General features: G+C 39.0%; 28 protein-coding genes. All 28 read right to left on the bottom strand.

Annotated elements, in window-relative coordinates; all coding sequences use genetic code 11:
* Nucleotides 1-6: 6 nt before the first annotated feature.
* A complete protein-coding gene (locus tag NSQ95_RS03330; RefSeq protein WP_340885346.1) occupies nucleotides 7-999 on the bottom strand; it encodes a rod shape-determining protein in 993 nt (330 codons plus the stop codon).
* 1165 nt (nucleotides 1000-2164) lie between these two features.
* Nucleotides 2165-2584 (bottom strand): hypothetical protein, encoded by a 420-nt coding sequence (locus tag NSQ95_RS03325; RefSeq protein ID WP_342560257.1) that lies wholly within the window; start codon nucleotides 2582-2584, stop codon nucleotides 2165-2167.
* A gap of 159 nt (nucleotides 2585-2743) precedes the next feature.
* Nucleotides 2744-3004, bottom strand: coding sequence for a sporulation transcriptional regulator SpoIIID (locus tag NSQ95_RS03320; RefSeq protein WP_340885352.1), 261 nt, complete (start codon nucleotides 3002-3004; stop codon nucleotides 2744-2746).
* A 66-nt stretch (nucleotides 3005-3070) separates the two neighbouring features.
* The gene (locus NSQ95_RS03315; protein ID WP_340885355.1) at nucleotides 3071-3730 is read right to left on the bottom strand and encodes a M23 family metallopeptidase; all 660 of its coding nucleotides are present in this window, start codon (nucleotides 3728-3730) and stop codon (nucleotides 3071-3073) included.
* 31 nt (nucleotides 3731-3761) lie between these two features.
* Nucleotides 3762-4703: a stage II sporulation protein D gene (gene spoIID, locus NSQ95_RS03310; protein WP_342560256.1), complete on the bottom strand. Its 942-nt coding sequence runs from the start codon at nucleotides 4701-4703 to the stop codon at nucleotides 3762-3764.
* A 414-nt stretch (nucleotides 4704-5117) separates the two neighbouring features.
* Nucleotides 5118-6413 carry a UDP-N-acetylglucosamine 1-carboxyvinyltransferase gene (murA, locus tag NSQ95_RS03305; RefSeq protein ID WP_340885359.1) on the bottom strand — a complete coding sequence of 432 codons (1296 nt, stop codon included), beginning with the start codon at nucleotides 6411-6413 and terminating at the stop codon, nucleotides 5118-5120.
* 325 nt (nucleotides 6414-6738) lie between these two features.
* Entirely contained in the window at nucleotides 6739-6972 is a 234-nt protein-coding gene (locus NSQ95_RS03300) for a DUF1146 family protein (protein ID WP_169359477.1), read from the bottom strand.
* A 359-nt stretch (nucleotides 6973-7331) separates the two neighbouring features.
* A complete protein-coding gene (locus NSQ95_RS03295; protein ID WP_169359476.1) occupies nucleotides 7332-7736 on the bottom strand; it encodes a F0F1 ATP synthase subunit epsilon in 405 nt (134 codons plus the stop codon).
* A gap of 24 nt (nucleotides 7737-7760) precedes the next feature.
* Nucleotides 7761-9176, bottom strand: a complete 1416-nt coding sequence (atpD, locus tag NSQ95_RS03290; RefSeq protein WP_169359475.1) for a F0F1 ATP synthase subunit beta — start codon at nucleotides 9174-9176, stop codon at nucleotides 7761-7763.
* Nucleotides 9177-9204: 28 nt separating this feature from the next.
* A complete protein-coding gene (locus NSQ95_RS03285) occupies nucleotides 9205-10071 on the bottom strand; it encodes a F0F1 ATP synthase subunit gamma (RefSeq protein ID WP_169359474.1) in 867 nt (288 codons plus the stop codon).
* Nucleotides 10072-10115: 44 nt separating this feature from the next.
* Nucleotides 10116-11624 (bottom strand): F0F1 ATP synthase subunit alpha, encoded by a 1509-nt coding sequence (gene atpA, locus NSQ95_RS03280; protein WP_169359473.1) that lies wholly within the window; start codon nucleotides 11622-11624, stop codon nucleotides 10116-10118.
* 27 nt (nucleotides 11625-11651) lie between these two features.
* On the bottom strand, nucleotides 11652-12188 hold the full coding sequence (locus tag NSQ95_RS03275; RefSeq protein ID WP_340885366.1) for a F0F1 ATP synthase subunit delta: 537 nt from the start codon (nucleotides 12186-12188) through the stop codon (nucleotides 11652-11654).
* On the bottom strand, nucleotides 12185-12712 hold the full coding sequence (gene atpF / locus NSQ95_RS03270) for a F0F1 ATP synthase subunit B (protein ID WP_169359471.1): 528 nt from the start codon (nucleotides 12710-12712) through the stop codon (nucleotides 12185-12187). Before atpF ends, NSQ95_RS03275 begins: the two co-directional genes overlap by 4 nt.
* A 142-nt stretch (nucleotides 12713-12854) precedes the next feature.
* Nucleotides 12855-13079, bottom strand: a complete 225-nt coding sequence (gene atpE, locus NSQ95_RS03265) for a F0F1 ATP synthase subunit C (RefSeq protein WP_144540512.1) — start codon at nucleotides 13077-13079, stop codon at nucleotides 12855-12857.
* 66 nt (nucleotides 13080-13145) lie between these two features.
* Complete coding sequence (gene atpB / locus NSQ95_RS03260) at nucleotides 13146-13859, bottom strand: F0F1 ATP synthase subunit A (RefSeq protein WP_169359470.1); 714 nt, start codon at nucleotides 13857-13859, stop codon at nucleotides 13146-13148.
* 26 nt (nucleotides 13860-13885) lie between these two features.
* Nucleotides 13886-14257, bottom strand: a complete 372-nt coding sequence (locus tag NSQ95_RS03255; protein ID WP_340885372.1) for an ATP synthase subunit I — start codon at nucleotides 14255-14257, stop codon at nucleotides 13886-13888.
* A 599-nt stretch (nucleotides 14258-14856) separates the two neighbouring features.
* Entirely contained in the window at nucleotides 14857-15486 is a 630-nt protein-coding gene (upp, locus tag NSQ95_RS03250) for a uracil phosphoribosyltransferase (protein WP_169359468.1), read from the bottom strand.
* Nucleotides 15487-15862: 376 nt separating this feature from the next.
* Nucleotides 15863-17122, bottom strand: coding sequence for a serine hydroxymethyltransferase (gene glyA / locus NSQ95_RS03245; protein ID WP_342560255.1), 1260 nt, complete (start codon nucleotides 17120-17122; stop codon nucleotides 15863-15865).
* Entirely contained in the window at nucleotides 17119-17664 is a 546-nt protein-coding gene (locus NSQ95_RS03240; RefSeq protein ID WP_340885380.1) for a TIGR01440 family protein, read from the bottom strand. Before NSQ95_RS03240 ends, glyA begins: the two co-directional genes overlap by 4 nt.
* A 21-nt stretch (nucleotides 17665-17685) precedes the next feature.
* Nucleotides 17686-18123: a ribose 5-phosphate isomerase B gene (rpiB, locus tag NSQ95_RS03235; protein ID WP_298471536.1), complete on the bottom strand. Its 438-nt coding sequence runs from the start codon at nucleotides 18121-18123 to the stop codon at nucleotides 17686-17688.
* Nucleotides 18124-18238: 115 nt separating this feature from the next.
* Entirely contained in the window at nucleotides 18239-19549 is a 1311-nt protein-coding gene (locus NSQ95_RS03230; RefSeq protein WP_340885384.1) for a HAMP domain-containing methyl-accepting chemotaxis protein, read from the bottom strand.
* An 11-nt stretch (nucleotides 19550-19560) separates the two neighbouring features.
* Nucleotides 19561-19992 (bottom strand): low molecular weight protein arginine phosphatase, encoded by a 432-nt coding sequence (locus tag NSQ95_RS03225; protein ID WP_342560254.1) that lies wholly within the window; start codon nucleotides 19990-19992, stop codon nucleotides 19561-19563.
* Between the two features lie 44 nt (nucleotides 19993-20036).
* Nucleotides 20037-20540, bottom strand: coding sequence for a manganese efflux pump (locus NSQ95_RS03220; protein ID WP_340885390.1), 504 nt, complete (start codon nucleotides 20538-20540; stop codon nucleotides 20037-20039).
* Nucleotides 20541-20628: 88 nt separating this feature from the next.
* The gene (locus NSQ95_RS03215; RefSeq protein ID WP_340885392.1) at nucleotides 20629-21660 is read right to left on the bottom strand and encodes an L-threonylcarbamoyladenylate synthase; all 1032 of its coding nucleotides are present in this window, start codon (nucleotides 21658-21660) and stop codon (nucleotides 20629-20631) included.
* 67 nt (nucleotides 21661-21727) lie between these two features.
* The gene (locus tag NSQ95_RS03210) at nucleotides 21728-22258 is read right to left on the bottom strand and encodes a stage II sporulation protein R (protein ID WP_342560253.1); all 531 of its coding nucleotides are present in this window, start codon (nucleotides 22256-22258) and stop codon (nucleotides 21728-21730) included.
* A gap of 45 nt (nucleotides 22259-22303) precedes the next feature.
* On the bottom strand, nucleotides 22304-23161 hold the full coding sequence (gene prmC / locus NSQ95_RS03205) for a peptide chain release factor N(5)-glutamine methyltransferase (protein WP_342560252.1): 858 nt from the start codon (nucleotides 23159-23161) through the stop codon (nucleotides 22304-22306).
* Complete coding sequence (prfA, locus tag NSQ95_RS03200; RefSeq protein WP_169359458.1) at nucleotides 23154-24233, bottom strand: peptide chain release factor 1; 1080 nt, start codon at nucleotides 24231-24233, stop codon at nucleotides 23154-23156. Before prfA ends, prmC begins: the two co-directional genes overlap by 8 nt.
* A 353-nt stretch (nucleotides 24234-24586) precedes the next feature.
* Nucleotides 24587-25165: a thymidine kinase gene (locus tag NSQ95_RS03195; protein WP_169359456.1), complete on the bottom strand. Its 579-nt coding sequence runs from the start codon at nucleotides 25163-25165 to the stop codon at nucleotides 24587-24589.
* Between the last annotated feature and the right edge of the window lie 221 nt (nucleotides 25166-25386).

Here is a 25386-nt window from a genome sequence, read left to right as displayed (position 1 = left end):
CCACTCTTATCTTCTACTTATTTTATCGATATTATCAAGCATAATTCCAGTGCCAATCGCAACACAATCCATCGGTCTTTCTGCAGTAAACACAGGAACCTTTAATTCTTCCATCAATAAAGTATCCATTCCATGCAATAATGCACCACCACCAGTAATAATTACACCACGGTCAATAATATCTGCAGATAGCTCTGGTGGAGTCTTTTCTAGCACATTTTTAGCCGATTGTACAATAACCGATACAGACTCTCTAAGTGCATGTTCAATTTCATCGGACTTGATCGTAATCGTTCTTGGTAAACCACTTACCATGTCACGTCCGCGAATATCCATTTCCTCATGACGACTGTCTGGAAAAACTGTTCCAACCGCAATTTTTATATTTTCTGCAGTTCGTTCTCCGATCAGCAGCTTGTACTCTTTTTTAATATATTGAAGGATATCATTATCAAAAACGTCTCCAGCAACTTTGATGGATTCAGAGGTAACAATATCACCCATAGAAAGTACCGCGATATCAGTAGTTCCCCCACCAATGTCCACGACCATATTCCCGCTAGGTTGGAAGATATCCATACCTGCTCCAATCGCCGCAACTTTTGGCTCCTCTTCTAAATAAACCTTTTTCCCGCCAGACTTTTCTGCTGCTTCACGAATGGCTTTTTGTTCAACACTTGTAATGTTTGTAGGACAGCATATTAAAATACGTGGCTTCGATAAAAAGCCCTTTACATTTAATTTATTGATAAAATGCTTAAGCATCGCTTCTGTCACATCAAAATCAGCAATTACTCCATCCTTTAATGGACGAATCGCTACAATATTTCCTGGGGTTCTACCTAGCATTTGTCGAGCTTCTTCTCCAACTGCTAGTACTTTATTCGTATTTCTATCTAAAGCAACCACGGAAGGCTCGTTTAATACAATCCCTTTACCCTTCACGTGAATTAACACATTTGCTGTCCCTAAATCAATTCCTATATCTTTTGCAAACATTACTAGTGTTTCCCCTTCCTCACTAAAACTTTTATATGTAAACTCCGTAATGTATCTAACATCTAATTTTATCATAGTTTTGTCAGAATAACAGTTTTTTTAAATAGCATTTTGGACAAAAAAGTATAAAAAAATAGAAATTTTTGACGAATTAGAAACTATTATCACTATTCCTGTCTAGGCAAGTGTTCTTACCCTTATATCGGGACTTTAGGTTTAAATTAAATAGGGGGTTCTTTAAAAAATACACATAGGGGAGTTTTATATACACGGGGATGGCTTGAATTGGAGTTTTTGAGAGTGTTGCGGGAAAATTGGAAAGTGTTGCGCTTATGGCCTAAAGTGTTGCGGGAATCTAGAAAGTGTTGCGCCTTTTGATCAAAGTGTTGCGCTTACCACTTAAAGTGTTGCAGTTTCGAAAAGTGTTGCGCATATGGCCTGAAGTGTTGCGGGAATCTCGAAAGTGTTGCGCCTTTTGATCAAAGTGTTGCGCTTACCACTTAATGTGTTGCAGTTTTGAAAAGTGTTGCGCTTATGCCCTGAAGTGTTGCGGGAATCTCGAAAGTGTTGCGCCTTTTGTTCGAAGTGTTGCACTAACCACTTAAAGAGTTGCAGTTTTGAAAATTGTTGCGCATATGCCCTGAAGTGTTGCGGGAATCTCGAAAGTGTTGCGCCTTTTGCTCGAAGTGTTGCGCTTACCACTTAAAGTGTTGCAGTTTTGAAAAGTATTGCGCATATGGCCTGAAGTGTTGCGGGAATCTCGAAAGTGTTGCGCCTTTTGCTCGAAGTGTTGCAGTTTCCAAAAGTGTCGCGCTTATGACCTGAAGTGTTGCAGGAATCCCGAAAGTGTTGCGGGAATCCCAAAAAGTGTTGCGCTTACCACTTAAAGTGTTGCAGTTTTGAAAAGTGTTGCGCTTATGCCCTGAAGTGTTGAGGAAATCTAGAAAGTGTTGCGCATATGGCCTGAAGTGTTGCGGGAATCTAGAAAGTGTTGCGCCTTTTGATCAAAGTGTTGCGCTTACCACTTAAAGTGTTGCGGAAACTACTCTGCATCCTAAATTTAGTATGCGTAAGTTTGCATATGAATATGTTATATTCGTCAATTGAGCAAAGTAAAAAGCACCTCAATTAGCCAGCTGCTGAAGCCACTTTAGAAAATATGTGATTAATCAAGTACTCGTTTGATCATTTGCGTAAAATCTTTATTTTGGATTACATAACTATCACTTGTTTTTTCGCTGAAGACTATTACATTTTCATCGAGGAATACGTACAATTTTTGCGAGTAATTTGATTTAGGAGCAATTATATAATCTGCATCGAGGACGGGATATCTTTCGTCTGATTTAATTAGCTTTAAATCCTCGAATAACCTCACTAAATCCTTCTGTTTATCATCGGAAACTTGAATGGGTATTATTTTTCCGTCTTTTAGCTTTTGAACGGATATTGCTGCCTCTTTACTAAAGTTGTTTTCTTCTAAAACGTCTCCTACTGTAAGTTCCTTGGAAAAATAATTGTATAAAAGAATGCCTCCGACTAACAATATCAATATAACGCCAGTAAGAATATAATTCCTTTTCAACTCCACACCCCTTTTAAATATTTTAGCTTTTAATTTCTAATTTTGGAAAGTATATTTTTCTTTTTCATATGTATAATCTTATTTTATCCATCCATACTACCGATACATAGAATACATTTAGTCATAAGAAAAGGCCGTGAAATATAATATTTCACGACCTTACCTATCATCTTTTTTGGTCTTCCATTTCTGTTTTGTAGCTTCTCCGCCTCGCAGATGCCTGACTGACTTATGGTAGGCAAGAATTTCCTTGACCTCCTTAGCTAGCACTGGATCTACCAGATGGAGTCTTTCCGTTAAGTCTTTGTGTACGGTGCTTTTGGAATGACCTGTTTTGCTCGCGATGGCGCGAACTGTTTTCTTTGTTTCAATTACCATTTCACCCAATCGTATGCATCTATGACGAATCGTTTCGTGCACCAACTCTTCCTTTCGTTAGTAAAGGAACTTTTCACCATTTTATGCATACGACTGGGCTATTATGAATTAAAATGCTAGTAATGATTCCGGGTTAACAAGGACTCCATTTTCAAGTACTTCAAATTGAAGGTGGATACCTGCAGTTGGATTCCATTCATTTTCAGCTGCAGTTCCAAGAGCTTGGCCTTGTTCAACCTCGTCTCCTGCTTTTACTAGAATGCCAGTGACAGAACGATATTTTGTTTGCATACCATTTGCATGAGAGATTACGATTTCGTCTCCAACGAATGGGTCTACATTTACTGCTTCCACTTTACCGCTTAATGCAGCTACAACTTCAAATGGCTCGTTGTTCATTGTTAAAGATACTCCAGTGCTTGCTACGTAAGTTTGGTCAAACACAAGCAGTGATTTCTCACGAGTCGCTTCGTCTGCCTCTAAATCATAATAGTGCTGTACAATTTCCACGTTATCTAGCATAGCTTCCTTAAAAGGATATTTCATAGATTCAGCTTTTGCATTCGTTTCAATTGCAACTTTGTCTGGATTACTTGCGTCCGTCCATTCAGATTCTTCTGCAGAATCATCGCTGACATACACATTATAACCCCAAATCATTCCGACAAACGCTACCGAAAAACCTGTATATACTAGTGGCCAAAACCAAGGTTTTTTCGGGTTCTTACTCTTCTGCTGAGAAGGCTTTTTAGATTGTTCTTCTCTCATTTTCATCACCTCTAATTGCATTGTTGGCATATTAAGGAGATTTTAAACATGGAGAAAAACTTTTTATTTTTGTTCCTGTATAGTAATGCAATAATATGTCATGTGCTTTTTTGGAATCGTTTGCTAAAACCTCGGCACCGTATTGGCTCATCCCTACTCCGTGCCCGTAACCAGTAGTTTCCACTATCACTTTATCATTTTGGAAAGCTACCTTGAAATCAGTAGAAGGCAAGCCAAGTAATGTTCTAACCTCTCTGCCTGTCCAACTTTTACCGTTCATTTCGATAGTCTTTACTCGATTTGAATCAGTTCGGCTTATTTTTACATTACCTACGATATTCTTAGACCATTTCATATCAAACGCGTCCGCCCACTCTTTATGAGTGAACTCAAACGTTTGTTGCACCTTCTTTGAATACTCTTCTTCTTTCTGACTCGGTACGGATACTAAATAAGGTATTGCATACCCACTATAGTTTTCGGCGCTTTCTGTTTGACCATTGCTCGTAGAAAAGAACATTGCAGTTATGAGCTGATCCTGGTAGACAATAATTTCACCTTCCGTAGAAGCGACGACTCGTTGAAGCTTGTCCTCGTATTCCTTAAAGGAATCACCCCAGCGTTTTTTCCTTTCTTCTGGACCTACATACACTTGCTTTTGTACTGTCTTATCAATTGACTTTGATCCATAATCAGTTTCTCTTAAAACATAGGTTCTCGCAGCAATCGACTGTGCTTTTAATGCTTCTTCATGGAATGTGATTGGCATCTCTGCAGCAACTACCCCTAATACATACGTTTCAAGAGGAATTTTCTCCTTTACCCCTTTCACCTCAATTAGTATTGGACAGTCAACTTCAATTTCAGGTACGACTTCTGGTACAGCCTTTTCTTTCACTTTGTCTTTAATCATAAGAAAAGGCAAAATCAATAGACCGATGCAAAGGATTATTAAGAGAATGTATTGTTTCATAGGATTACTATATGCAGTACAAAACTATCTCATGACGGACAAGCTTCTATGCATCTCCCTAAAAGTATAGTAGTCTACAAGATAAATACCCATTTAAACTCATTTTAAGGGGTCTAGAACCTACTTTTAATAATTAGTTGAGGGAAAATATCTTAAAAGTATTACTCTTCTCAAAACGGCTTAAAATACTAATAAGGGAACTAAACAGTTTTCCTTCTGCTTTATACACTTAAAAGCATTTTAGCTAATGAAAGAATAGATCGCTCTTCTATTCATAAAACAGCTCGCGAAGATACAATTTCGCGAGCTACCCGCTATTCGTTAGTGACTACCTAAAACCACTCTTGATTTAATGTAAAAAATCCACAAAAAAAAGCACAATGCAGGAATAAATGCATTGTGCCTTTCATATGATTAAACGAGCTGAGCCGCTTTTTCGGTATTTTCTGTTCCAATACGCTCAATGTCAGCGCCTAAAGCAGCTAACTTTTTGTCAAAATTAACATAACCGCGATCTAAATGATAAAGCTGTGTTACTCGAGTTACGCCCTCTGCCACTAAACCTGCAATAATTAGAGCTGCAGCTGCACGAAGATCCGTAGCCGCCACCTCTGCACCTTGTAGGTTAGATGGAGAATCCATCATCACAGAACGTCCCTCAATTTTCATATTACCATTCATACGTCTAAATTCTTCTACGTGCATAAAACGATTTTCAAAAACTGTTTCAGTAATAATACCTGTACCGTGAGCTGTCATCATCAATGCCATCATTTGTGATTGCATATCTGTTGGGAATCCAGGGTGTGGCATTGTTTTAACATCCACTGATTTTAAGTTTCCATTAGAGCGCACACGAAGACCTTGGCCCTCTTCTTTAATCTCAATGCCCATTTCCTGCATTTTAGAAATAAGAGCTGTCATATGTTCAGGAACAGCATTTTCAATTAATACATCGCCTTTTGTAATTGCTGCAGCAACCATAAAAGTTCCTGCTTCAATACGGTCTGGAATAATGTGATGCTCAGTACCGTGCAATTCTTCTACACCCTCGATACGGATTGTATCTGTACCTGCACCTTTAACTTTACCGCCCATTTCATTGATAAAGTTTGCTAAATCAACAATTTCTGGTTCTTTCGCAGCGTTTTCAATAACTGTAATTCCTTCAGCTAGAGCTGCTGCAGTCATGATGTTTTCTGTCGCTCCAACACTTGGTACGTCTAGATAGATTTTAGCACCTTTTAAACGTCCTTCAGTTTTAGCTTCGACAAATCCATGTCCAAATGAAATTTCCGCACCCATTGCTTCAAAGCCTTTTAAATGTTGGTCAATTGGTCTAGAGCCAATAGCACAACCACCCGGCAATGCTACTCGAGCAAAACCATTACGAGCAAGAATTGGTCCCATTACAAGAATGGATGCTCTCATTTTACGCACATACTCAAACTGTGCTTCACTTGATAATTTTTGTTGAGAGTCAATTATTACTTCGTTTAGTTCGGGGCTATATGAAATTTCTGTATTTAAACTTTTTAGTACTTCATTTATCGTCAAAACATCTGCAAGTGTTGGTACATCTTTAATTACGTTCTTACCCTTTGTCGCGAGTAGAGCTGCTGCTAATACAGGTAATACTGCATTTTTAGCACCTTCGACCCGTACGTTACCTGTTAACCTTTGGCCGCCTTTAACAACAATTTTATCCACTTAGTTCCCTCCGCGTTCATAATCCTCTTTAGCTGATATATAAAAGAAAAATATGTATGGTGTTGTTTATTATTTCAAAACAATATCATCATACAACGTATTTCGACTATATACAAGCACCGAAAACCCTATTTTCATGTCCTCTTTTGGTAAATTTTCTTAGTCTATTATACGTAGTACCCAGTCTTTTCGTGTAGATATTTATAAATTACCCTACATGTTTAGTAATAAACATCTTCGACAGCATATTTCCCAGGAAATATGAGGAGATTCTACATGCTCATACAAACTTGTCCATAATTTGCATGAGCATGTAGGATCTCTACTAAAATAAGTACTGTAACTGGTTAGACCAGGAAGTTAAATTTAAGAAAAAGTTTGCTACCGTCGAACCTAACATAATGCTTGCCAAAATAAAGAAAAGCTGGGCTTGAAATACATGATTCTTTTTAATAAATTTGTCCACCATAAGAGCTTGTAAAGCATAAAAAGAAATACCAATAAAAAAGATATTAGCAAGAATGGCAATTAATGCTTGCTCTGAATTTAAAAGACCCATATTTCCCCTCCACTTTAGCTAAATCTTTCTTTTATACTTTTAAGAAGAATGTTCATCAAATTCTTCCATGTTTGTCATTTGATCAAAATGTAAATAATACATGTATAGTCTATAAAAAAGTATAAATGATCAAAAGATTTTCTTTCTGTTCATTCAATCGCTCAGAAGATTACAGTTCCAATGTAGTTAAACAAAATTCTTGCTAAAAATGCTCTCCTGTCTTCTAAATAAACATTTCTTTTTATACCTTATTTTATGACGAATAATCTGTATTATCCACTTGAGTTCGTAAATTATAGCTGATTTGCAAGAAAAAAAACGGACAGAAATAAATCTGCCCGTTTTATGTTTCGTCCAAATTAAATGTTACCCTCATAAACGTTGATACGATTCATCGCACGCTTCAAAGCAAGTTCAGCACGAACATAGTCTGTCGTGTCTTGTTTACTTTGAAGTAGTGATTCTGCACGTTTCATCGCTTCTTTTGCACGAGCTACATCAATTGTATCGGCAACCTCAGCAGATTGAGCTAAAATCGTTACCTTTTCAGGACGTACTTCAACAAATCCACCACTTACTGATACATATTGAGATTTACCATCTTTTTTCAATTTAACTGCACCAATACGAAGAGGTGCAACCATTGGAATATGGCCAGGTAAAATACCAATTTCACCCGATGCTGTATTAGCGATAATCATGTCTACTTCAGAATCGTATACCGGGCCGTCGGGAGTGACAATATTGACTATAAGTGTCTTCATATTTTTACCTCCTGGTCCGATTTATTATACTTCTACGCCCATGCTTTTCGCTTTTTCAACAACTTCTTCAATGCGTCCAACTAGACGGAATGCATCCTCTGGTAAATGGTCATATTTCCCTTCAAGAATCTGTTTGAATCCTGCAACAGTTTCTTTAACTGGAACGTAAGAACCTTTTTGACCTGTAAATTGTTCTGCAACATGGAAGTTTTGAGATAGGTAGAACTGAATACGACGAGCACGGTTTACTACAAGCTTGTCTTCGTCTCCTAATTCATCCATACCTAAGATTGCGATGATATCTTGAAGCTCTCTATAACGTTGTAACGTATATTGCACTTGACGTGCTACTTCGTAATGCTCTTGACCAACTACTTCTGGTGAAAGTGCACGTGAAGAAGAAGCTAAAGGATCAACCGCTGGGTAGATACCCATCTCAGATAATTTACGCTCTAAGTTTGTTGTCGCATCTAAGTGAGCGAAAGTTGTAGCTGGAGCTGGATCCGTATAGTCATCGGCTGGTACATAAATCGCTTGGATAGATGTTACAGAACCAGTGTTAGTTGACGTGATACGCTCTTGTAATTGACCCATTTCTGTAGCAAGTGTTGGTTGGTAACCAGCTGCTGATGGCATACGACCTAAAAGTGCTGATACCTCAGAACCTGCTTGTGTGAAACGGAAGATATTATCGATGAATAGAAGTACGTCTGCACCTTGCTCATCACGGAAATATTCAGCCATTGTTAAACCAGTCAAGGCAACACGCATACGTGCTCCAGGTGGCTCGTTCATTTGTCCGAATACCATTGCTGTTTTCTTGATAACGCCTGAATCGCTCATCTCATGGAATAAGTCATTTCCTTCACGCGTACGCTCTCCAACACCAGCGAATACCGAGATACCGCCATGCTCTTGAGCAATGTTATTGATAAGTTCTTGGATAAGAACTGTTTTCCCTACACCGGCACCACCGAATAGACCGATTTTACCACCTTTAATATATGGAGCTAAAAGGTCTACTACTTTAATACCTGTTTCAAGAATTTCAACTTCCGTTGAAAGGTTTTCAAATGTTGGTGCTTGACGGTGAATTGGATCACGACGCTCTGTAGTAGGAATTTCTTCTCCTAAGTCAATAATATCACCAAGAACGTTGAATACACGTCCTAGAGTTACATTACCAACTGGAACAGAAATTGCTGCACCCGCATCTATTACCTCTGCACCACGTTTAAGTCCATCAGTAGATGACATCGCAATTGTGCGAACAGAATCATCACCTAAGTGTAAAGCTACTTCTAACGTTAACGTAGTAGGAGCTTCGTTTGGACGTTCAATAGCTACAGTTAATGCATTATAGATAGCTGGTAAGTGGCCGTTGTCAAACTTTACGTCAACAACTGGACCCATTACTTGTAGTACTTGTCCTTTGTTCACTACTGTTCCCTCCTGTCTTACTTTCTTCCTATTCTAGAGCCGATGCTCCGCCGACGATTTCCGTAATCTCTTGCGTAATCGCTGCTTGACGTGCTCGGTTGTATACTAATGTTAAGTTACTAATCAAATCAGATGCGTTATCTGTTGCAGATTTCATCGCAGACATACGCGAAGCATGTTCACTTGCTTTACCGTCGAGTAATGCACCGAAAATTAGGCTTTCTGCATATTGAGGAAGTAACACTTCAAGGATTGCTTCACTTGAAGGCTCGAACTCATATGAAGCAGTTGTAGCTGCGCCAGTTTCTTGTGCAATATCCGTAAGTGGCAGTACCTTTTTCTCTGTAACTTCACTAGAGATGGCACTGACAAAGTGGTTATAGTACATATAAAGTTCATCATATGTACCATCCGTGAACATACCAACAGCTTTGCGAGCAATTTCTTTAATATCAGAAAAAGCTGGTTGGTCAGGTAAACCGATAACTTCTCCGATTACATTAGAACCACGTTTTACGAAGAAGTCACGTCCCATACGACCAATTGCTAAAACAACATACTCATCCTTTGATGCATGACGACTAGCGATTGCATTTGCAACGGCACGTATAACGTTACTGTTGTATGCTCCTGCTAACCCACGATCAGAAGTGATTACAAGATATGCAGTCTTTTTTACAGGACGGTTTATTAACATTGGATGTCCACTGTCACTCGTACCTGAAGCAATTGCACCTACTACCTCTTGAATTTTACCCATGTAAGGAACATATGCTTTCGCATTTTCCTCCGCACGGTTCAACTTAGAAGCAGAAACCATTTGCATAGCTTTTGTGATTTGACTCGTTTTCTTAGTTGACGTAATTTTATTTTTAATGTCGCGTAAAGATGCCACTGGTATTTCACCACCTTATTGTTTTTTTCACTTAGACAAAGATATTATTCAGATTTAGCAAAAGTTTTTTTGAATGCAGAAATTGCATTGTTTAAATCCTCTTCTGAAGGAAGATCTTTTGTCGTGCGAATATGATCTAAAACGTTTGTGTGGTTTGTATCTAACCAGCTGCTAAGCTCTGCTTCGAAGCGAGAGATATCTTTAACTGGAACATCATCTAAATGACCGCGAGTAAGAGCGTATAAAATAATAACTTGTTTTTCTACTTTAATAGGAGAGTTCAAGTCTTGTTTTAGTACTTCTACTGTACGAACACCGCGATTAAGTTTCGCTTGTGTTGCAGCATCTAAATCTGATCCGAATTGAGAGAATGCTTCAAGCTCACGGTATGCAGCTAAGTCAAGACGAAGTGTACCCGCAACTTTTTTCATTGCTTTAATTTGAGCTGATCCACCAACACGGGATACTGATAAACCAGCGTTGATAGCTGGACGTACACCAGAGAAGAATAAATCAGATTGTAAGAAAATTTGACCATCCGTAATTGAGATTACGTTTGTTGGAATGTAAGCAGAGATATCCCCAGCTTGTGTTTCAACGAATGGTAATGCAGTGATTGAACCTGCACCTAATGTTTCGTTTAACTTCGCAGCACGCTCAAGTAGACGGCTGTGTAAGTAGAATACATCCCCTGGATATGCTTCACGACCTGGAGGACGTTTAAGAAGTAATGAAAGCTCACGGTATGCAGCAGCTTGTTTAGATAAATCATCATAAACGATTAATACGTGCTTACCATCGAACATAAATTCTTCTGCCATAGTTACACCAGCATAAGGAGCTAAGTATAATAATGGAGCTGGAGCAGATGCAGATGCAGTTACAACGATTGTGTAATCTAAAGCACCTTTTTTACGAAGTGTTTCTACTACGTTACGAACAGTCGATTCTTTTTGACCGATAGCAACATAGATACAAATCATATCTTGGTCTGCTTGGTTAAGGATTGTATCAATCGCAACAGATGTTTTACCTGTTTGACGGTCACCGATGATTAACTCACGTTGACCACGTCCGATTGGTACAAGAGCGTCAATCGCTTTAATACCTGTTTGAAGTGGTTCATGTACAGATTTACGTGCCATAACCCCTTGTGCAGGACTTTCGATTGGACGTGATTTTGTTGTTGCAATAGGGCCTTGTCCGTCAAGTGGTTGACCAAGTGGATTAACTACACGGCCAATCAATTCTTTACCAACAGGAACTTCCATAATACGGCCTGTACGACGTACTTCATCGCCTTCTTTGATGTCTGTGTATGGCCCAAGGATAACGATACCAACGTTATTCGCTTCCAAGTTTTGTGCCATACCTAATACACCAGTCGAGAATTCTAAAAGCTCTCCAGCCATGACGTTGTCGAGGCCATGAGCACGCGCGATACCGTCACCAATTGTAATAACCGTACCAACGTCGCTAACTTTCATCTCAGATTCATAATTCTCAATCTGCTGTTTAATCAAGACACTGATTTCTTCAGCTTTGATGCTCATGTATGTCACCTCTCATAATTCATAATATTAACCGATCAAGTTACGTTTTAAGCGATCTAACTTTGTACTTAGAGTGCTGTCGTAAATGCGGTTTCCGATTTGAACGCGGATACCACCAATAATAGATGGATCAACGATGTTTTGAATACGTAATGATTGTTTACCTACGTTTTTAGCAAATACCGTAGAAACGTTTGCACGTTCTACCTCTGTTAGCTCACGAGTTGTATAAACCTTTGCATCAGCAACACCTTGTGCTTCATTAGAAAGGGTCATAAACTCTTCAATAATGTTTGTAACTTCGCTTAATCTTTTCTTGTCAATAAGCACTAGAAGTGTATTAATGACAATTGGATTAGCGTTTGAGAAAATTTGACGTACTAGCTCTTTTTTCTTATCTATAGAAAGCTTAGGAGATGTAAACAATGTTTTCAAATCTTTATTGCCTTTCCAGACTACATTAAGCTCACGTAAATCATTTTCTACTGCTTGAATTTCGTTTTTTTGTTGTGCTAGATCGAACAATGCGATGGCATAGCGTTTTGCTGCAGTTGAATTACTCAATTAACTTCGCCTGCCTTCGCAATCGTTGCCTCGATTAGCGCACGGTTATCTTCTTCCGAAACTTCTTTTTCAAGAACTTTAGCTGCTGCAAGTACAGATAGTGAAACGACTTCTTGTCGTACCGCTGCAATCGCTCTTTCTTTTTCTGTATCGATTTCACGGATAGCAGATTCTTTCAAACGCGCAGCTTCTGAGCGAGCAGTAGTGATAATTTCTTCACGTGATGCTTCCCCTTGCTTCTTCGCATTTTCTACAATCGCTAACGCTTCTGTGCGTGCTTCTTTTAGTAAGTCACGTTGTTCTTCAAGTAGACGCTGAGATTCTTGACGGCTAGTTTCAGCTGCTTCGATTTCGCTCGCGATCAACTCTTCACGCTGTGTCATGATTCCCATTAAAGGACCCCAAGCCACTTTCTTCAATAAGATCATCAATAAGATGAAGAAGAATAATGTAGCTGCGATATCCCAAACATTTAACCCATTATGAGTATCACCAGCACCAAGTACTAGGTATTCAAAAGACACGATTGTTTCACTCCTTTCAAACGCTATTAAGAGATCTTGCTTCTATAATGTTTAAACTTGTGTTTATTATTTTCTAATTCATGTTTTTTCATAAAGAGAATGGCGGAGTTAGTTTCCGCCATTATAGACTTAAATATAAATACTATTGGTTTAATACGATAAACGCGATAACTACTGCGATAATCGGCACGGCTTCAACTAACGCTACCCCGATGAACATAACTGTTTGTAAAGCTCCACGTGCTTCTGGTTGACGAGCGATACCTTCTACTGTTTTTGAAACGATTAGACCATTACCAATACCTGCACCAAGTGCACCTAAACCAACTGCTATAGCTGCTGCTAAAAGACCAACTGAACCTACCATTGTTTAATTTCCTCCTTGGAATGTTGTTTTTTTTTTATTTTCTGCCTAGTTTCCTAAACAGTTATATTAATGGTCTGCTGACACTTTATGTGACATATAAACCATTGTTAACATAACGAAAATGAATGCTTGGATTCCACCGATAAAGATAGAGAACCCTTGCCAAGCCATTGCCGGAACGATTGCTCCGAAAAAGCCAAAAATACTAGATGTTGCTAAACCTGCGATTAAGCCTAATAATACTTCCCCCGCATAGATATTACCGTAAAGACGTAGACCGAGTGTCAACGTATTTGCGAATTCTTCTATAACTTTCAATGGGAATAATAGTGGCATTGGCTTCAAGTAAGTATCAATATTGTACTGTTTGAAACCTTTCATCTTAATACCGTAATAGTGAGTTAAAACAATAATCATCACTGATAGTGTCATAGCAACTGTTGGATCTGCTGTCGGTGATTTCCACCAAAGCACTCCGTCATACGTAATTGCAAACGGTAAACCTAATAAGTTGGCTATTGCGATAAACATGATTAATGTAATTCCTAGAATATGGAATCTTCCGCCTGTTTTCCAGTCGAAATTACTTTTAATAATTCCTTTCACGAAGTCCATAATCCACTCCATGAAATTTTGCATCCCAGTTGGTTTAAGCTTTAAGCTTCTCGTTGCAAAAAATGCAATTAAGAAAACGATCAGAGAAGTTACAAACAACATAAGGATGTTTGACCAGTTCCCCGTCATACCCCAAAGCACAAATTCTGGATTTGAGTGTCCCACGATTCTTTCACCTCTCTTTCACATACTCATGGCTGATTTCTAACTAACAAAATTCGTTCTACAATAAGTAGAACATAGGGAATCATTAATCCGATAACCGTACTAATTAGATGTATATCATCTGGGAAAATAAGTGCAATTGCAACTGCAGCAATACCTGAGGCAAACCGAAAGCTTGTCCCTAAGCCTGCTCGTCCCTTTTCACCTAACATCACACGATCAAATTTTTCCATTCTACGTACTAGTATCCAGAAATTGTACAGACCGAATAAGGAACCTACTGCTAAGCCCGCAAAAATAGCAGAATACGGCGTAAATGCCCATCCAAGAACACAGATCGCAAGCAAAAAAATTATGTACTTCTTTTGCCTCGTAAAAATACGTTGCATTTCTAGCATTGGTCTAATCTCCTGAATCGTATTTTCGAATGGTAGTGATTCTCGTTGCTTTCGTTATAAAAACTAGGCATAAACAAATCACTAAAAGATTGGAGTGGTTCCAAAAGTATGATCAATTCACTAAAATGTGAACGTATCGTCTATAGAACCTACAAGCTGTGAGAGAATCGCTAAAAATAGAGCTATCCCTTGTAACGGACGTCAAAATGACGCATAAAAGTGTACTCACGTTTCCCCTAATATAAGTAAAAACTGTGAATCTAGTAGAAAGTTGATACATCAAGCGTTTCACGCATGAAACCCCTATCATGATTTATCCTTTGTAAGCATACAATAGGGTCTATTTGATGTCAATTGCTATCAGTGAAAAACTTCACGTAGATGACTAGATTGACAATTTATCGACAAATTTAAAAGAAAATTTCGCAACTTTTAATAATAGGGGCATTCTTCTATTAAATACTTAATCCGCTTAGTCACACCTTTACAATCTTACCATACATTTATGCAGTACGTTGACCTTACGTAGAAAGAAGGCCAACTTACTGCAAGCATTACCTAATTAACTAATTTTTACTCAAATAGAGAACTTACTTCCCTTACTTCGTTCCGAACAAACGGTCTCCTGCGTCTCCAAGACCAGGAACTATATAACCGTGGTCATTTAGCTTTTCATCTAATGCAGCAATATAAATATCAACATCTGGGTGAGCATCTTGAAGTGCTTTTACACCTTCAGGAGCAGCGATTAGACACATAAATTTAATGCTCATTGCGCCACGCTTTTTCAGAGAGTTAACTGCTTCTATGGCAGAACCGCCAGTTGCAAGCATTGGATCTACTAGGATAAAGTCACGATCAGCAACATCTGCAGGAAGCTTCACGTAATATTCAACCGGTTTTAATGTTTCTGGATCACGATATAGTCCGATATGTCCCACTTTTGCAGCTGGAATAAGATTTAGCATACCATCGATCATGCCTATACCCGCACGAAGAATTGGTACTAGTCCTAATTTCTTTCCTGCAATTACTTTCGATTTTGTAACCTGAACAGGAGTTTCTACTTCCACCTCTTCTAAAGGTAAGTCACGTGTAATTTCAAAGGCCATTAATGTCGCTACCTCATCTACTAATTCACGGAATTCTTTCGTACCAGTTTTCACATCACGGATATATGTAAGTTTATGTTGAATCAGTGGATGATCAAATACGTATACTTTTGCCATATTACATCTCTCCTTCTTGTTTTTTTTCATCTTTGCCATTATAACAAAAACGGTAGTATTCATACTAGTAATCACAAGGACTTAATATTGCGTCTATTTCATGCAGTTGAACAATTATCTGTTGCTTAACTTAAATGTCTTTTTACACAAATAAATTGGTTCACAGACAAGAGCTGTCTTTATTGTTTGACCAAAGAGGTTCATTCAGCATTCACCTTAAAATGATTTTTTGAATAGGTAATCTACCCAACCTCCAATAGTATCTTCCCCGATAGCGAGCTTCTTTAATCTTGTACCACACTCGATGATCGGAGAATTACTTTTGGCCATAGATAAGGGAGGCTTATGACACAGTCATAGGCCTCCCACACAACAGTTAATTATATAGAGGGAATTGATTAGTTAGAGCTTGCACTCTTTCTTTCGCTTCAGCAATTACTGTAGCATCCTCATGATTCTTTAAAAGTTTAGCAATAATAGAAGCAATTTCTTTCATTTCTTCTTCTTTGAAGCCACGTGAAGATACCGCTGGTGTTCCTACACGAACTCCTGAAGTAATGAATGGGCTAGAAGTATCGAAAGGAATTGTATTTTTGTTAGCAGTAATTCCTACTTCATCTAGTACATGCTCTGCTACTTTACCAGTTAAGCCTAGTGCAGAAACATCTAATAGCATAACGTGGTTATCCGTACCACCAGAAACAATACGAACTCCTTCTGCTGTTAAGCTATCAGCTAGTACCTTAGCATTTGCAACCACTTGCTGTTGATATTCTTTAAACTCAGGTTGAAGTGCTTCACCGAAAGCAACCGCTTTTGCAGCAATTACATGCATTAATGGCCCACCTTGAATACCTGGGAAAATAGTTTTATCAATTTTCTTAGCGAATTCCTCAGTAGTTAAGATCAATCCACCACGTGGTCCACGTAACGTTTTGTGCGTTGTAGAAGTCACAAAATGAGCGTGTGGTACTGGGTTTGGATGAAGACCTGCAGCTACTAAGCCTGCTATATGAGCCATATCTACGAATAAGTATGCTCCAATTTCATCAGCAATTTCACGGAATTTAGCGAAGTCAATTGTACGTGAATATGCACTTGCACCAGCAACAATCATTTTAGGCTTGTGTTCTAGAGCGATAGAGTGAATTTCCTCGTAATCTATCATTTCTGTTTCTTTGTTTACACCATACTCAATGAAATTATATTGAATTCCACTAAAGTTTACAGGAGAACCATGCGTTAAATGCCCGCCGTGGGATAAGTTCATCCCTAAAATAGTGTCACCTGGCTGTAAAGCTGTCATATAAACGGCCATATTAGCCTGAGAACCAGAATGTGGTTGCACATTTGCATGCTCTGCTCCAAAAATTTCTTTTAAGCGATCGCGAGCAATATTCTCTACTACGTCTACATGCTCACAGCCACCGTAATAGCGTTTGCCAGGATAGCCCTCTGCATATTTATTTGTCAGAACAGAACCCTGTGCTTCCATTACAGCTTCTGATACAAAGTTTTCTGATGCAATAAGTTCGATGTTTGATTGTTGACGTTTTTTCTCTGATAACATTGCCTCAAATACTGCTGGATCTTGTGATTGAATCTTTTTCACTTCTAGTTCCTCCTCTAAATTCATCCGTAAAATGCTCGTACCCCGCCAATAAGTTTTGGTCTAGTATTAGCGATCGTTATAATCGCTTCCCCTACCATTTTGGTGGATACACGTATCGGTACAGCAACTGGTTGCAGCTGCATGCCAATCATTGTTTGACCAATATCAAGTCCTGCTTTAGCCTGCACATGCTCAACCACTACAGGGTCCTGGAATTGGGTATATGCGTAGGCGGACATAGAGCCTCCTGCACGAACAACTGGAATAACTGAAACCTCCGGCAGTCTATATAGCTGCTGTGAGGCTCTTTCCATCGTTAATGCACGATTGATATGTTCACAGCCTTGAAAGGCCAGAAGTATTTTATTGCGCTCCGCAAATGCTCGAATCGGTTCAAATAAAACCTCTGCTACCTCTAACCCACCGGCAGTTCCTATCTTTTTCCCGATTACTTCAGAGGTAGAGCATCCTACAACGAACAAATCATTTTCATGAAAAGTTATTTGCTGCTCCACTTCCAGGAGAAGCTGTTCCATTTGCTGTTGCCACAAATTTTTTGCTTCCATCTGAAATCCCTCTATTCAAAGTTATTTTTCTAAAGCTGAAATTTTTTCAATACGGCGTTCGTGACGACCACCTTCAAATTCTTGAGCTAACCAAGTTGCCACGATTTCTCGTGCAAGGCCTGGACCAATTACTCGCTCTCCCATTGCAAGAACGTTAGAGTCATTATGACAACGTGTTGCTTTAGCAGAAAAAACATCATGCACTAAAGCACAACGAATTCCTTTAATCTTGTTGGCAGCGATGGACATTCCAATACCCGTCCCACAAATTAAAATTCCACGATCATACTCTCCACTTGCTACACCTTCTGTTACCGGTGCTGCATAGTCAGGGTAATCGACAGAATCATTTGTCTGTGGACCAAAGTCCTTATAGGAAAGTCCGAGTTCTTCAAGCTGTTGAATAATTTCTTTACGAAGGTTATTGCCTCCGTGATCAGAAGAAATTGCAATTTTCATCTTGTTCCCTCTTTTCTGTTTAGTACTCAAATTCATCATACCATCTTTTTGAGCAAAAAAATACAACTCAAATCGTTTGAGCTGTATCAGTTTTTGACATATTCATTTTATAACATTATCGGGTAGTACGGTCAAACTGAGAGATCACCTGGAACAGATCTTCGGACTGACGTTTCAAGTCTTCTGTTAAAATATCAACTTGTTCAATAGAGCGAGCTTGTTCATCCGTAGCACTTCTTACTTCCTCTGCTCCCGCTGAAGTTTCCTCTGCAATCGCTGCCACATCCTGAGATTGTCGAGCGGTGCTTTCTATATTAGAAAGCTGTTTTTCTACAAGAGAAGAAATCTCTACTACTGATTCAGCCATTTCATGAACTTTTGTCGACATACCTTCTACTGCTGCATTCGTTTCAGATACACGTTTTGCTTCCCCAACTGCAAAGCTTACTTGGTTCGTCATCTGTTGAACTACTGTTTGAACATCACTTTGTATCGCTAGAATAAGGGTAGAAATACCTTGCACTGCCTTCGCACTTTCATCTGCAAGTTTACGTACTTCCTCTGCTACTACCGCGAAGCCTTTACCATGCTCTCCTGCACGTGCAGCTTCTATAGAAGCATTCAGTGCTAGCAGATTAGTTTGTGCTGCTATGTCTCCAACTAACTGAATGATACTTTCAACCTTGCTGGCATTCTCTTCTAACTGATGAACGTTCCCTAAAGCAGATTCACTGCCAGAGGCAATTTTTTGTATGCCACTCACTAAAGATTGTATGACCTTAGTAGTTTCTGATAGCTCGGTAATCATTTCTTTTGACTGTGCAGAAGATTTTTCAGCACGCTTATTTACCTCTGAAGCAAGTACTCTAACATCCTCCACTGACTCAGCTGTTTCTTGAACAGCCATAGCGGATTGCTCTGCTCCTTCGGAAATCTGAGCTATAGTAGAGGCGATTGCCTCTGCCTGATCAGATGCAACGGAAGCTTCTTCTGCAAGCTTCTGTACACTGTTGTTTGTTTTATCAAAGTTTTCTTCTATTCCTTGGACCATTTCACGAAGGTTTTCTAACATCGTTTGGAAGGCAATAGCTACGGATTGAATCTCATCTTTAGAGTTTGGAACTTCTACATCCACACCAATTTTACCTTCTGAGGCAAGTGTTGCAACCTTCTCCAAGTTAAACAGAGGCTTGATGATTAACCCACTGAAAAAGTAAGCAAGAAGGCCTGACCAGAATATACCTAAAGCATATGTAAGAATTTCAAATGGGAGCGAACCTATATTTATATCGATTGATTGTAAATAAGGCTGTACATAATTGATAAAAAATGCACTTGTTGAATAAGTAATTAAAGCAAGAACCGTTACAAAAAGCACAATTTTCTTTTGAAATCCAAATGCGTGCCTTTTTCTTTTCTCTTTCATCCCTTTTCCCCCTATAGCTTCTTGACTAATCCCTCTGTTAGCATACTAAGTTCTTCATAAGTCCGTTCGTATATACCCAGGTTTCCTCCAAAAGGATCCATTACATCCTGTATATCGTCCGGAGTTACAAATTCTTTATACATATAAATCTTAGAAATTGCTTCGGGAAAAGCAAAAATAAGGGCCTGTTTGTGAGCAGCAGTCATCGTTAAAATTAGATCTGCCCACTCCACAATTGACGGCTGTAGGGAGGAGGATTTATGGGTAAAAGGAATGTTGTTGTCTATTAGAACTTTTTGACTATTTAAAGACATTTTTTCCCCATCCATTGCATAAATACCTGCTGACTTCACATTTACATTAGCTAAGTTCTTTGCTTTTAAAATGGCCTCTGCCATCGGGCTTCTACAAGTATTACCTGTACAGACAAATAAAATATTCATACTAATCATTCCTTTATGTTAGTGTGTATCGGCTATCTATTTTGTTATAGATTTTGAAGAGTAAGCAAGCCCATGACTAATAAAACTCCACCGGCCAGTTTCATGATCATGCCTCTGTTCATAACAGTGTTTTTATATATAATTTTCTGTGCAACAAGTACTCCAACAAAAGCAAAGATGCCTGCACTTAGAATAAAAATGAACTTTTCTATTTGGAGCATACCAAAGGAAATACTGACCGAGAAGGTATCTAGACTCGCTACTATAGCCAAGATATATGGTGGCATCATCGGTATTTCTTTTGGAGATTTTGATAATACCATTTGAAGACCTACCAAGGTTAGCAGGACTCCTGATAAATAAGGGCTTGCCTGCTGTAAATAGGTTTGTACCAAAACACCTGCATAATAACCTATTAAGGGGAAGAGCATATGTAAGGATGCGACCCAAGCAGCTAGAGTCAAAACCTGTTTTCTATATGATACAAGAGAAAATAAGATAAGTACATCTACCGACATTAAGAATCCTGCTAATATTTCTGTCCACAAAAAAATCTCTCCCGTCTATTTGCATAATTAAATGTATGCAAATGGACGGGAGAGAATACAAAATATAGACAACCTTTTTTTACTTGTTTTACTTTTCGAAAAACCATTTGCCATCCGCTGCTTTTTCTAAACGATTCATAATTGCTGCTCCAACGCCATCCTTTCGGAAAACAGGGGCAAGCACGATATCTGCATCTGTATCGTCGCAGCTTCTAAGTGCCTCATATAACAAATGAGCAGCTTCTTTTACTTGTTCATGGTTACCAAGTGAAAAATAATAGTTGGCATCTACTACTTTCAATTGATCCGTTGCTATGAGGGCAACTTTTTTATCTTCCTTATGTATACTAGCGATAGCTTCTTGTATCGAGTGTACTGATGCCTCTATTAAATAGACAGGTGCATTTGGGGCATAGTGAGCATATTTCATGCCAGGTGCTCTTGGAGCTTCTGATTTATCTACAAGCTTTGTTTCATTGATCTGGCCAATAACTTGTTCAAGCATTTCCTTTGTTACTCCACCTGGTCGTAGAATAGTTGGAATCTCACTAGTACAGTCAAGCACCGTCGATTCAAGCCCCATCCCAGTTGCTCCGCCATCAATTATAGCAGGGATTCTACCATTTAAATCCTTGTACACGTGTCTTGCTTTAGTTGGGCTAGGTTTTCCACTTCGATTTGCGCTCGGAGCAGCAACCGGAAGTTTTAGTTCACGTAAAAGTTTTAAAGCCACGGGATGATTAGGCATTCTTACCCCGACTGTATCCAAGCCTGCGCTAACATTGGAAGCCAAAACAGTTTCCTTCAGCGGTAGTATTAACGTTAATGGTCCTGGCCAAAATGCATCCATACATAGCTGTGCATTTTCCGGGATGTGAGAGATGAAATCACTAATTTCATCCTTAGATCCAATATGCACAATAAGAGGATTATCCTGGGGTCTGCCTTTTGCTTCAAAAATTTTCGCTACCGCTTTTTCATTCGTTGCGATGGCTCCTAAGCCGTAAACAGTTTCCGTTGGGAAAGCTACCACTTCACCCGAATGTAATAAATGGACGGCCTCTGTATAACTTATTCCTTCTGTGGATAAGTTACCCACAGATAAAATTTTTGTATTCATACGTAACTTCTCCTTTTTTAGAACCTTATCCACAAAATGTTAATAACTTTCAGACAATTGTGGAAAACTATGTGGAAAATTTCTTTTTTAACCATTCCCAAACAAAGAATTTAGGCTTTTCTTCTTTTACTTCTTCTTTATAGCATGCTTTAGGAAATAGACCACACCACCAATTATCTCCTCTTCCACTACCGATAGAAACTACAATCGCCTCCACCTGCGTCTGAGCTGCAATTCCACTTTCCCATTCCTTTGGCGGAAAGATCGTTTGCCCTTGTGTGATTGTCATCTTCTTCTGCAAGCTACTTGATAGGCTCACGACTGTCTTCTCTAATTCTTTTATAGTAGCGTCTGGATCCTTTTCATAATTGACTAAGATTGGCGCTATTTTTTCCTGTACTTCCATTTTCACCTGCTGATCATAAGCGGTGTTGCTGTTAGCAACTAATCGAAAGCGCATCGCCTCCGTTTGTTCCGCATTATGAATGAAAACAAATAATATCGTTTGAATAACCAATAGCATCCATACAAAGAGAATAACTGCATCTATTTTTTGTCCTACTTTACCTGCTCTTTTTATCTCGTAATCTGGTAACATGTAACATTCCTCCCTTAGGAACATTGTTACCAATAGATTCATATCTTATTCAGCATTTGTACAAAAAACAAAACGATTTTTTCCATTAATGTCTTGAATGACCTCTACATTCCCTTTAGGAAAGGCTTTTTGAAGCATATCAGCAACAGCTGGCCCCTGCTCATAGCCAATCTCAAAACCTATTAAACTAGTTGAATTCATCAAGGAAGGTAGCTGCTCTGCTAATTTACGATAAAGTAAAAGACCATCCTCATCTGCAAATAAAGCCAAATGCGGTTCATAATCTATCACTGTATCTGATAAGCTTGGCGCCTCTGAATGTGCAATATAAGGTGGATTCGATAAAACAATATCCCATTTTTCATGTGATATAGGCTCCGCCAAATCTCCTTGTTTAAAGTCGATAATCGCTGACAGTCTTTCTGCATTTTGAGTTGCTACCTGTAATGCATTCTCAGATATATCTGTAGCAGTCACCTTTGCATTTGGCAGTTCCTTTTGAATAGTAATCGCAATGGCTCCACTTCCTGTACCAATATCTGCAACATTTAACGGGTTTTTACCCTTAAATAGATGTGGTGCACGCTTTCTTACCTCTTCTATTAGTTCCTCGGTTTCAGGTCGGGGAATTAAAACAGACTCGTTCACTAAAAATTCTCGATCATAAAAGGTTTCCTGACCAATTATATATTGATACGGTCTACCGGTTGCATGCTTCTCCACATAGCTCCAGAAGGTATTAAAAGAATCTGTTGATATCTCTTCATACATGGCCATCATAAGCGCAGAGTAATTTTTCCCTAGGACAAATTGTAAAATATAACGAGCTACTTCTTTTTCACGGTTATTTTCCTCTAAAAAAGAAGAAGCCCGGTTCAGGGCCTCATAAATGGTCTTAGACATTTGTATCATTCATTCTTTCTAATTTTTCAGCTTGATCCTCTAATATCAGTGCATCCACCACTTCATTTAGCTTGCCTTCTAAAATTTGGTCTAGCTTTTGAATAGTTAAACCAATACGGTGGTCCGTCACTCGATTTTGTGGATAATTGTATGTGCGAATTCGTTCCGAACGGTCACCAGTCCCTACCGCTGATTTACGAACAGCATCATACTCTGCTTGCGCTTCTTGACGGAACTTATCCGCTACACGTGCACGAAGAATTTTCATTGCTTTTTCTCTGTTTTTAATCTGAGATTTTTCATCCTGCATGGAAACAGTGATTCCTGTAGGTAAATGGGTCATACGAACAGCTGACATAGTCGTGTTAACCGATTGTCCACCAGCACCTGATGATGCAAAAGTATCTACACGAACTTCTTTTTCGTGAATCTCTACGTCTACTTCTTCCGCTTCTGGAAGAACTGCAACTGTTGCAGTCGAGGTATGAATACGGCCACCTGACTCAGTTTCTGGAACACGCTGCACGCGGTGTGCACCATTTTCGTATTTCATCTTAGAATAGGCATTATTACCATTAATCATAAAGATGATTTCTTTATATCCGCCTAAACCCGTTGGATTCGATTCCATAACCTCGATTTTCCAGCCTTGTGTTTCCGCAAATCTGCTGTACATACGGAAAAGATTCCCTGCAAATAATGCTGCCTCATCTCCACCCGCAGCCCCACGGATCTCCATAATAACGTTTTTGTCATCGTTCGGATCTTTCGGGATCAACAAAATACGTAAACGCTCTTCTAGCTCAGCAATCTGCCCTTCTAGCTCGTTCACTTCTTCCTTCACCATTTCACGCATATCTGCATCTAGCTTCTCATCAAGCATTTGCTTTGCATCCTGGTATTGGCTTTTAACATCCTTATATTCTCTATACGCATCCACTGTCGCCTGTAGATTCGATTGTTCCTTTGAATACTCTCTTAGCTTGTTCGTATCATTCACTACATCTGGATCACTAAGCAATTCATTTAAATTATTATAACGGTCTTCTACCGATTGTAATCGATCAAACATCGTGCTCACCTCGTTCATTTATATGTCTAATAGTACTATTATAAAGAAAAAGCGTAGCGCTTGCTACTTTTTCTATTTTAAAGGGCCTTTATGCTAATGAAAGAATATATACCTATTCTATTAAGTAAAGCGCTCGCGAAGATGCAATTTCGCTCGCCATCTGCTGGTTTACGGATTGATAGCTCAACTGCACAGGTGGGAACCGTTTGTTCAAGGCTTCGCTTCGTCTCCGCAGAGTTTTTGGCTTTCTGCAAGGTTCTTGCTCATTTCCGCAAGGTTTATGCCCGTCTCTGCAAGGTTCATCGCCGTCTCCGCAAGGTTCTCTATATTTTATTAGAAATACCTACTTCTGTTCACTGAGTAAGCGGAGGATTGGAGTGGCATTTGCGGCAAACTGGATAATAGGAGTCATTTCCACCGATTTGAATTTGTTCTCCTGTATATACTGGTTGACCGCTCTCATCCACTCGTAAGTTCATGATTGCTTTGCGATGACAGAACCAGCATATCGTTTTCATTTCTTCGATTTTATCCGCATAGATCAGCATATATTTACTGCCCTCGAACATTTCGTTTTGGAAGTCATTCTTTAAGCCAAAGCCCATGACAGGGATATTTAGTTCATCTACAATTTGTGTAAGCTGAAGAACATGCTCTTTTTTTAAGAATTGCACCTCATCGATTAACACACAATATGGTTTCGGATCTATTTCTTTTACTACTTCATATAAGTTCGTTTCATCATAAATTGCAGTGGCCTTTCTCTTCAAGCCAATTCGGCTAGAGACGTGTCCCACCTCATCACGAGTATCAATACCAGGTGTGAAAATTACGACTGGTTTGTTTTGTTCTTCATAATTATGTGCTACCTTTAGAATTTCAATTGATTTTCCACTGTTCATCGCGCCATGCTTAAAAAATAGTTGAGCCATGATATATCTCCTTACTTATCGACTATGTATTTTGCTTCTATCTATTTATATCATACGGGTGTATTCCCCGAAACTATTTTAAAGGAATTGTCACAAGAAAAGCGCAAGCGCCTATTCCTGCCCCGACAGGCAAATGGAGAAAAGCGAGGAGGCAGCCCCTCAGCCACCGGAGCTTTTATCCATTTGACCCCGAGGGGCAAGGCGGTGGAGCTAGACACCAA

The organism is Psychrobacillus sp. FSL W7-1457, assembly GCF_038593405.1.
Classification (GTDB): domain Bacteria; phylum Bacillota; class Bacilli; order Bacillales_A; family Planococcaceae; genus Psychrobacillus.
This window is presented reverse-complemented; position numbering and strand designations above follow the sequence as displayed.

Bases quoted from the DNA above. Each gene is read 5' to 3' on its own strand.
- NSQ95_RS03330 (WP_340885346.1), bottom strand. From the start codon at position 999: ATGTTTGCAAAAGATATAGGAATTGATTTAGGGACAGCAAATGTGTTA.
- NSQ95_RS03315 (WP_340885355.1), bottom strand. From the start codon at position 3,730: ATGAGAGAAGAACAATCTAAAAAGCCTTCTCAGCAGAAGAGTAAGAAC.
- spoIID (WP_342560256.1), bottom strand. From the start codon at position 4,703: ATGAAACAATACATTCTCTTAATAATCCTTTGCATCGGTCTATTGATT.
- NSQ95_RS03300 (WP_169359477.1), bottom strand. From the start codon at position 6,972: ATGGGTCTTTTAAATTCAGAGCAAGCATTAATTGCCATTCTTGCTAAT.
- NSQ95_RS03295 (WP_169359476.1), bottom strand. From the start codon at position 7,736: ATGAAGACACTTATAGTCAATATTGTCACTCCCGACGGCCCGGTATAC.
- atpA (WP_169359473.1), bottom strand. From the start codon at position 11,624: ATGAGCATCAAAGCTGAAGAAATCAGTGTCTTGATTAAACAGCAGATT.
- atpE (WP_144540512.1), bottom strand. From the start codon at position 13,079: ATGGTAGGTTCAGTTGGTCTTTTAGCAGCAGCTATAGCAGTTGGTTTA.
- NSQ95_RS03255 (WP_340885372.1), bottom strand. From the start codon at position 14,257: ATGCTAGAAATGCAACGTATTTTTACGAGGCAAAAGAAGTACATAATT.
- upp (WP_169359468.1), bottom strand. From the start codon at position 15,486: ATGGCAAAAGTATACGTATTTGATCATCCACTGATTCAACATAAACTT.
- glyA (WP_342560255.1), bottom strand. From the start codon at position 17,122: ATGAATTTAGAGGAGGAACTAGAAGTGAAAAAGATTCAATCACAAGAT.
- NSQ95_RS03240 (WP_340885380.1), bottom strand. From the start codon at position 17,664: ATGGAAGCAAAAAATTTGTGGCAACAGCAAATGGAACAGCTTCTCCTG.
- rpiB (WP_298471536.1), bottom strand. From the start codon at position 18,123: ATGAAAATTGCAATTTCTTCTGATCACGGAGGCAATAACCTTCGTAAA.
- NSQ95_RS03230 (WP_340885384.1), bottom strand. From the start codon at position 19,549: ATGAAAGAGAAAAGAAAAAGGCACGCATTTGGATTTCAAAAGAAAATT.
- NSQ95_RS03225 (WP_342560254.1), bottom strand. From the start codon at position 19,992: ATGAATATTTTATTTGTCTGTACAGGTAATACTTGTAGAAGCCCGATG.
- NSQ95_RS03215 (WP_340885392.1), bottom strand. From the start codon at position 21,660: ATGAATACAAAAATTTTATCTGTGGGTAACTTATCCACAGAAGGAATA.
- NSQ95_RS03210 (WP_342560253.1), bottom strand. From the start codon at position 22,258: ATGTTACCAGATTACGAGATAAAAAGAGCAGGTAAAGTAGGACAAAAA.
- prmC (WP_342560252.1), bottom strand. From the start codon at position 23,161: ATGTCTAAGACCATTTATGAGGCCCTGAACCGGGCTTCTTCTTTTTTA.
- prfA (WP_169359458.1), bottom strand. From the start codon at position 24,233: ATGTTTGATCGATTACAATCGGTAGAAGACCGTTATAATAATTTAAAT.
- NSQ95_RS03195 (WP_169359456.1), bottom strand. From the start codon at position 25,165: ATGGCTCAACTATTTTTTAAGCATGGCGCGATGAACAGTGGAAAATCA.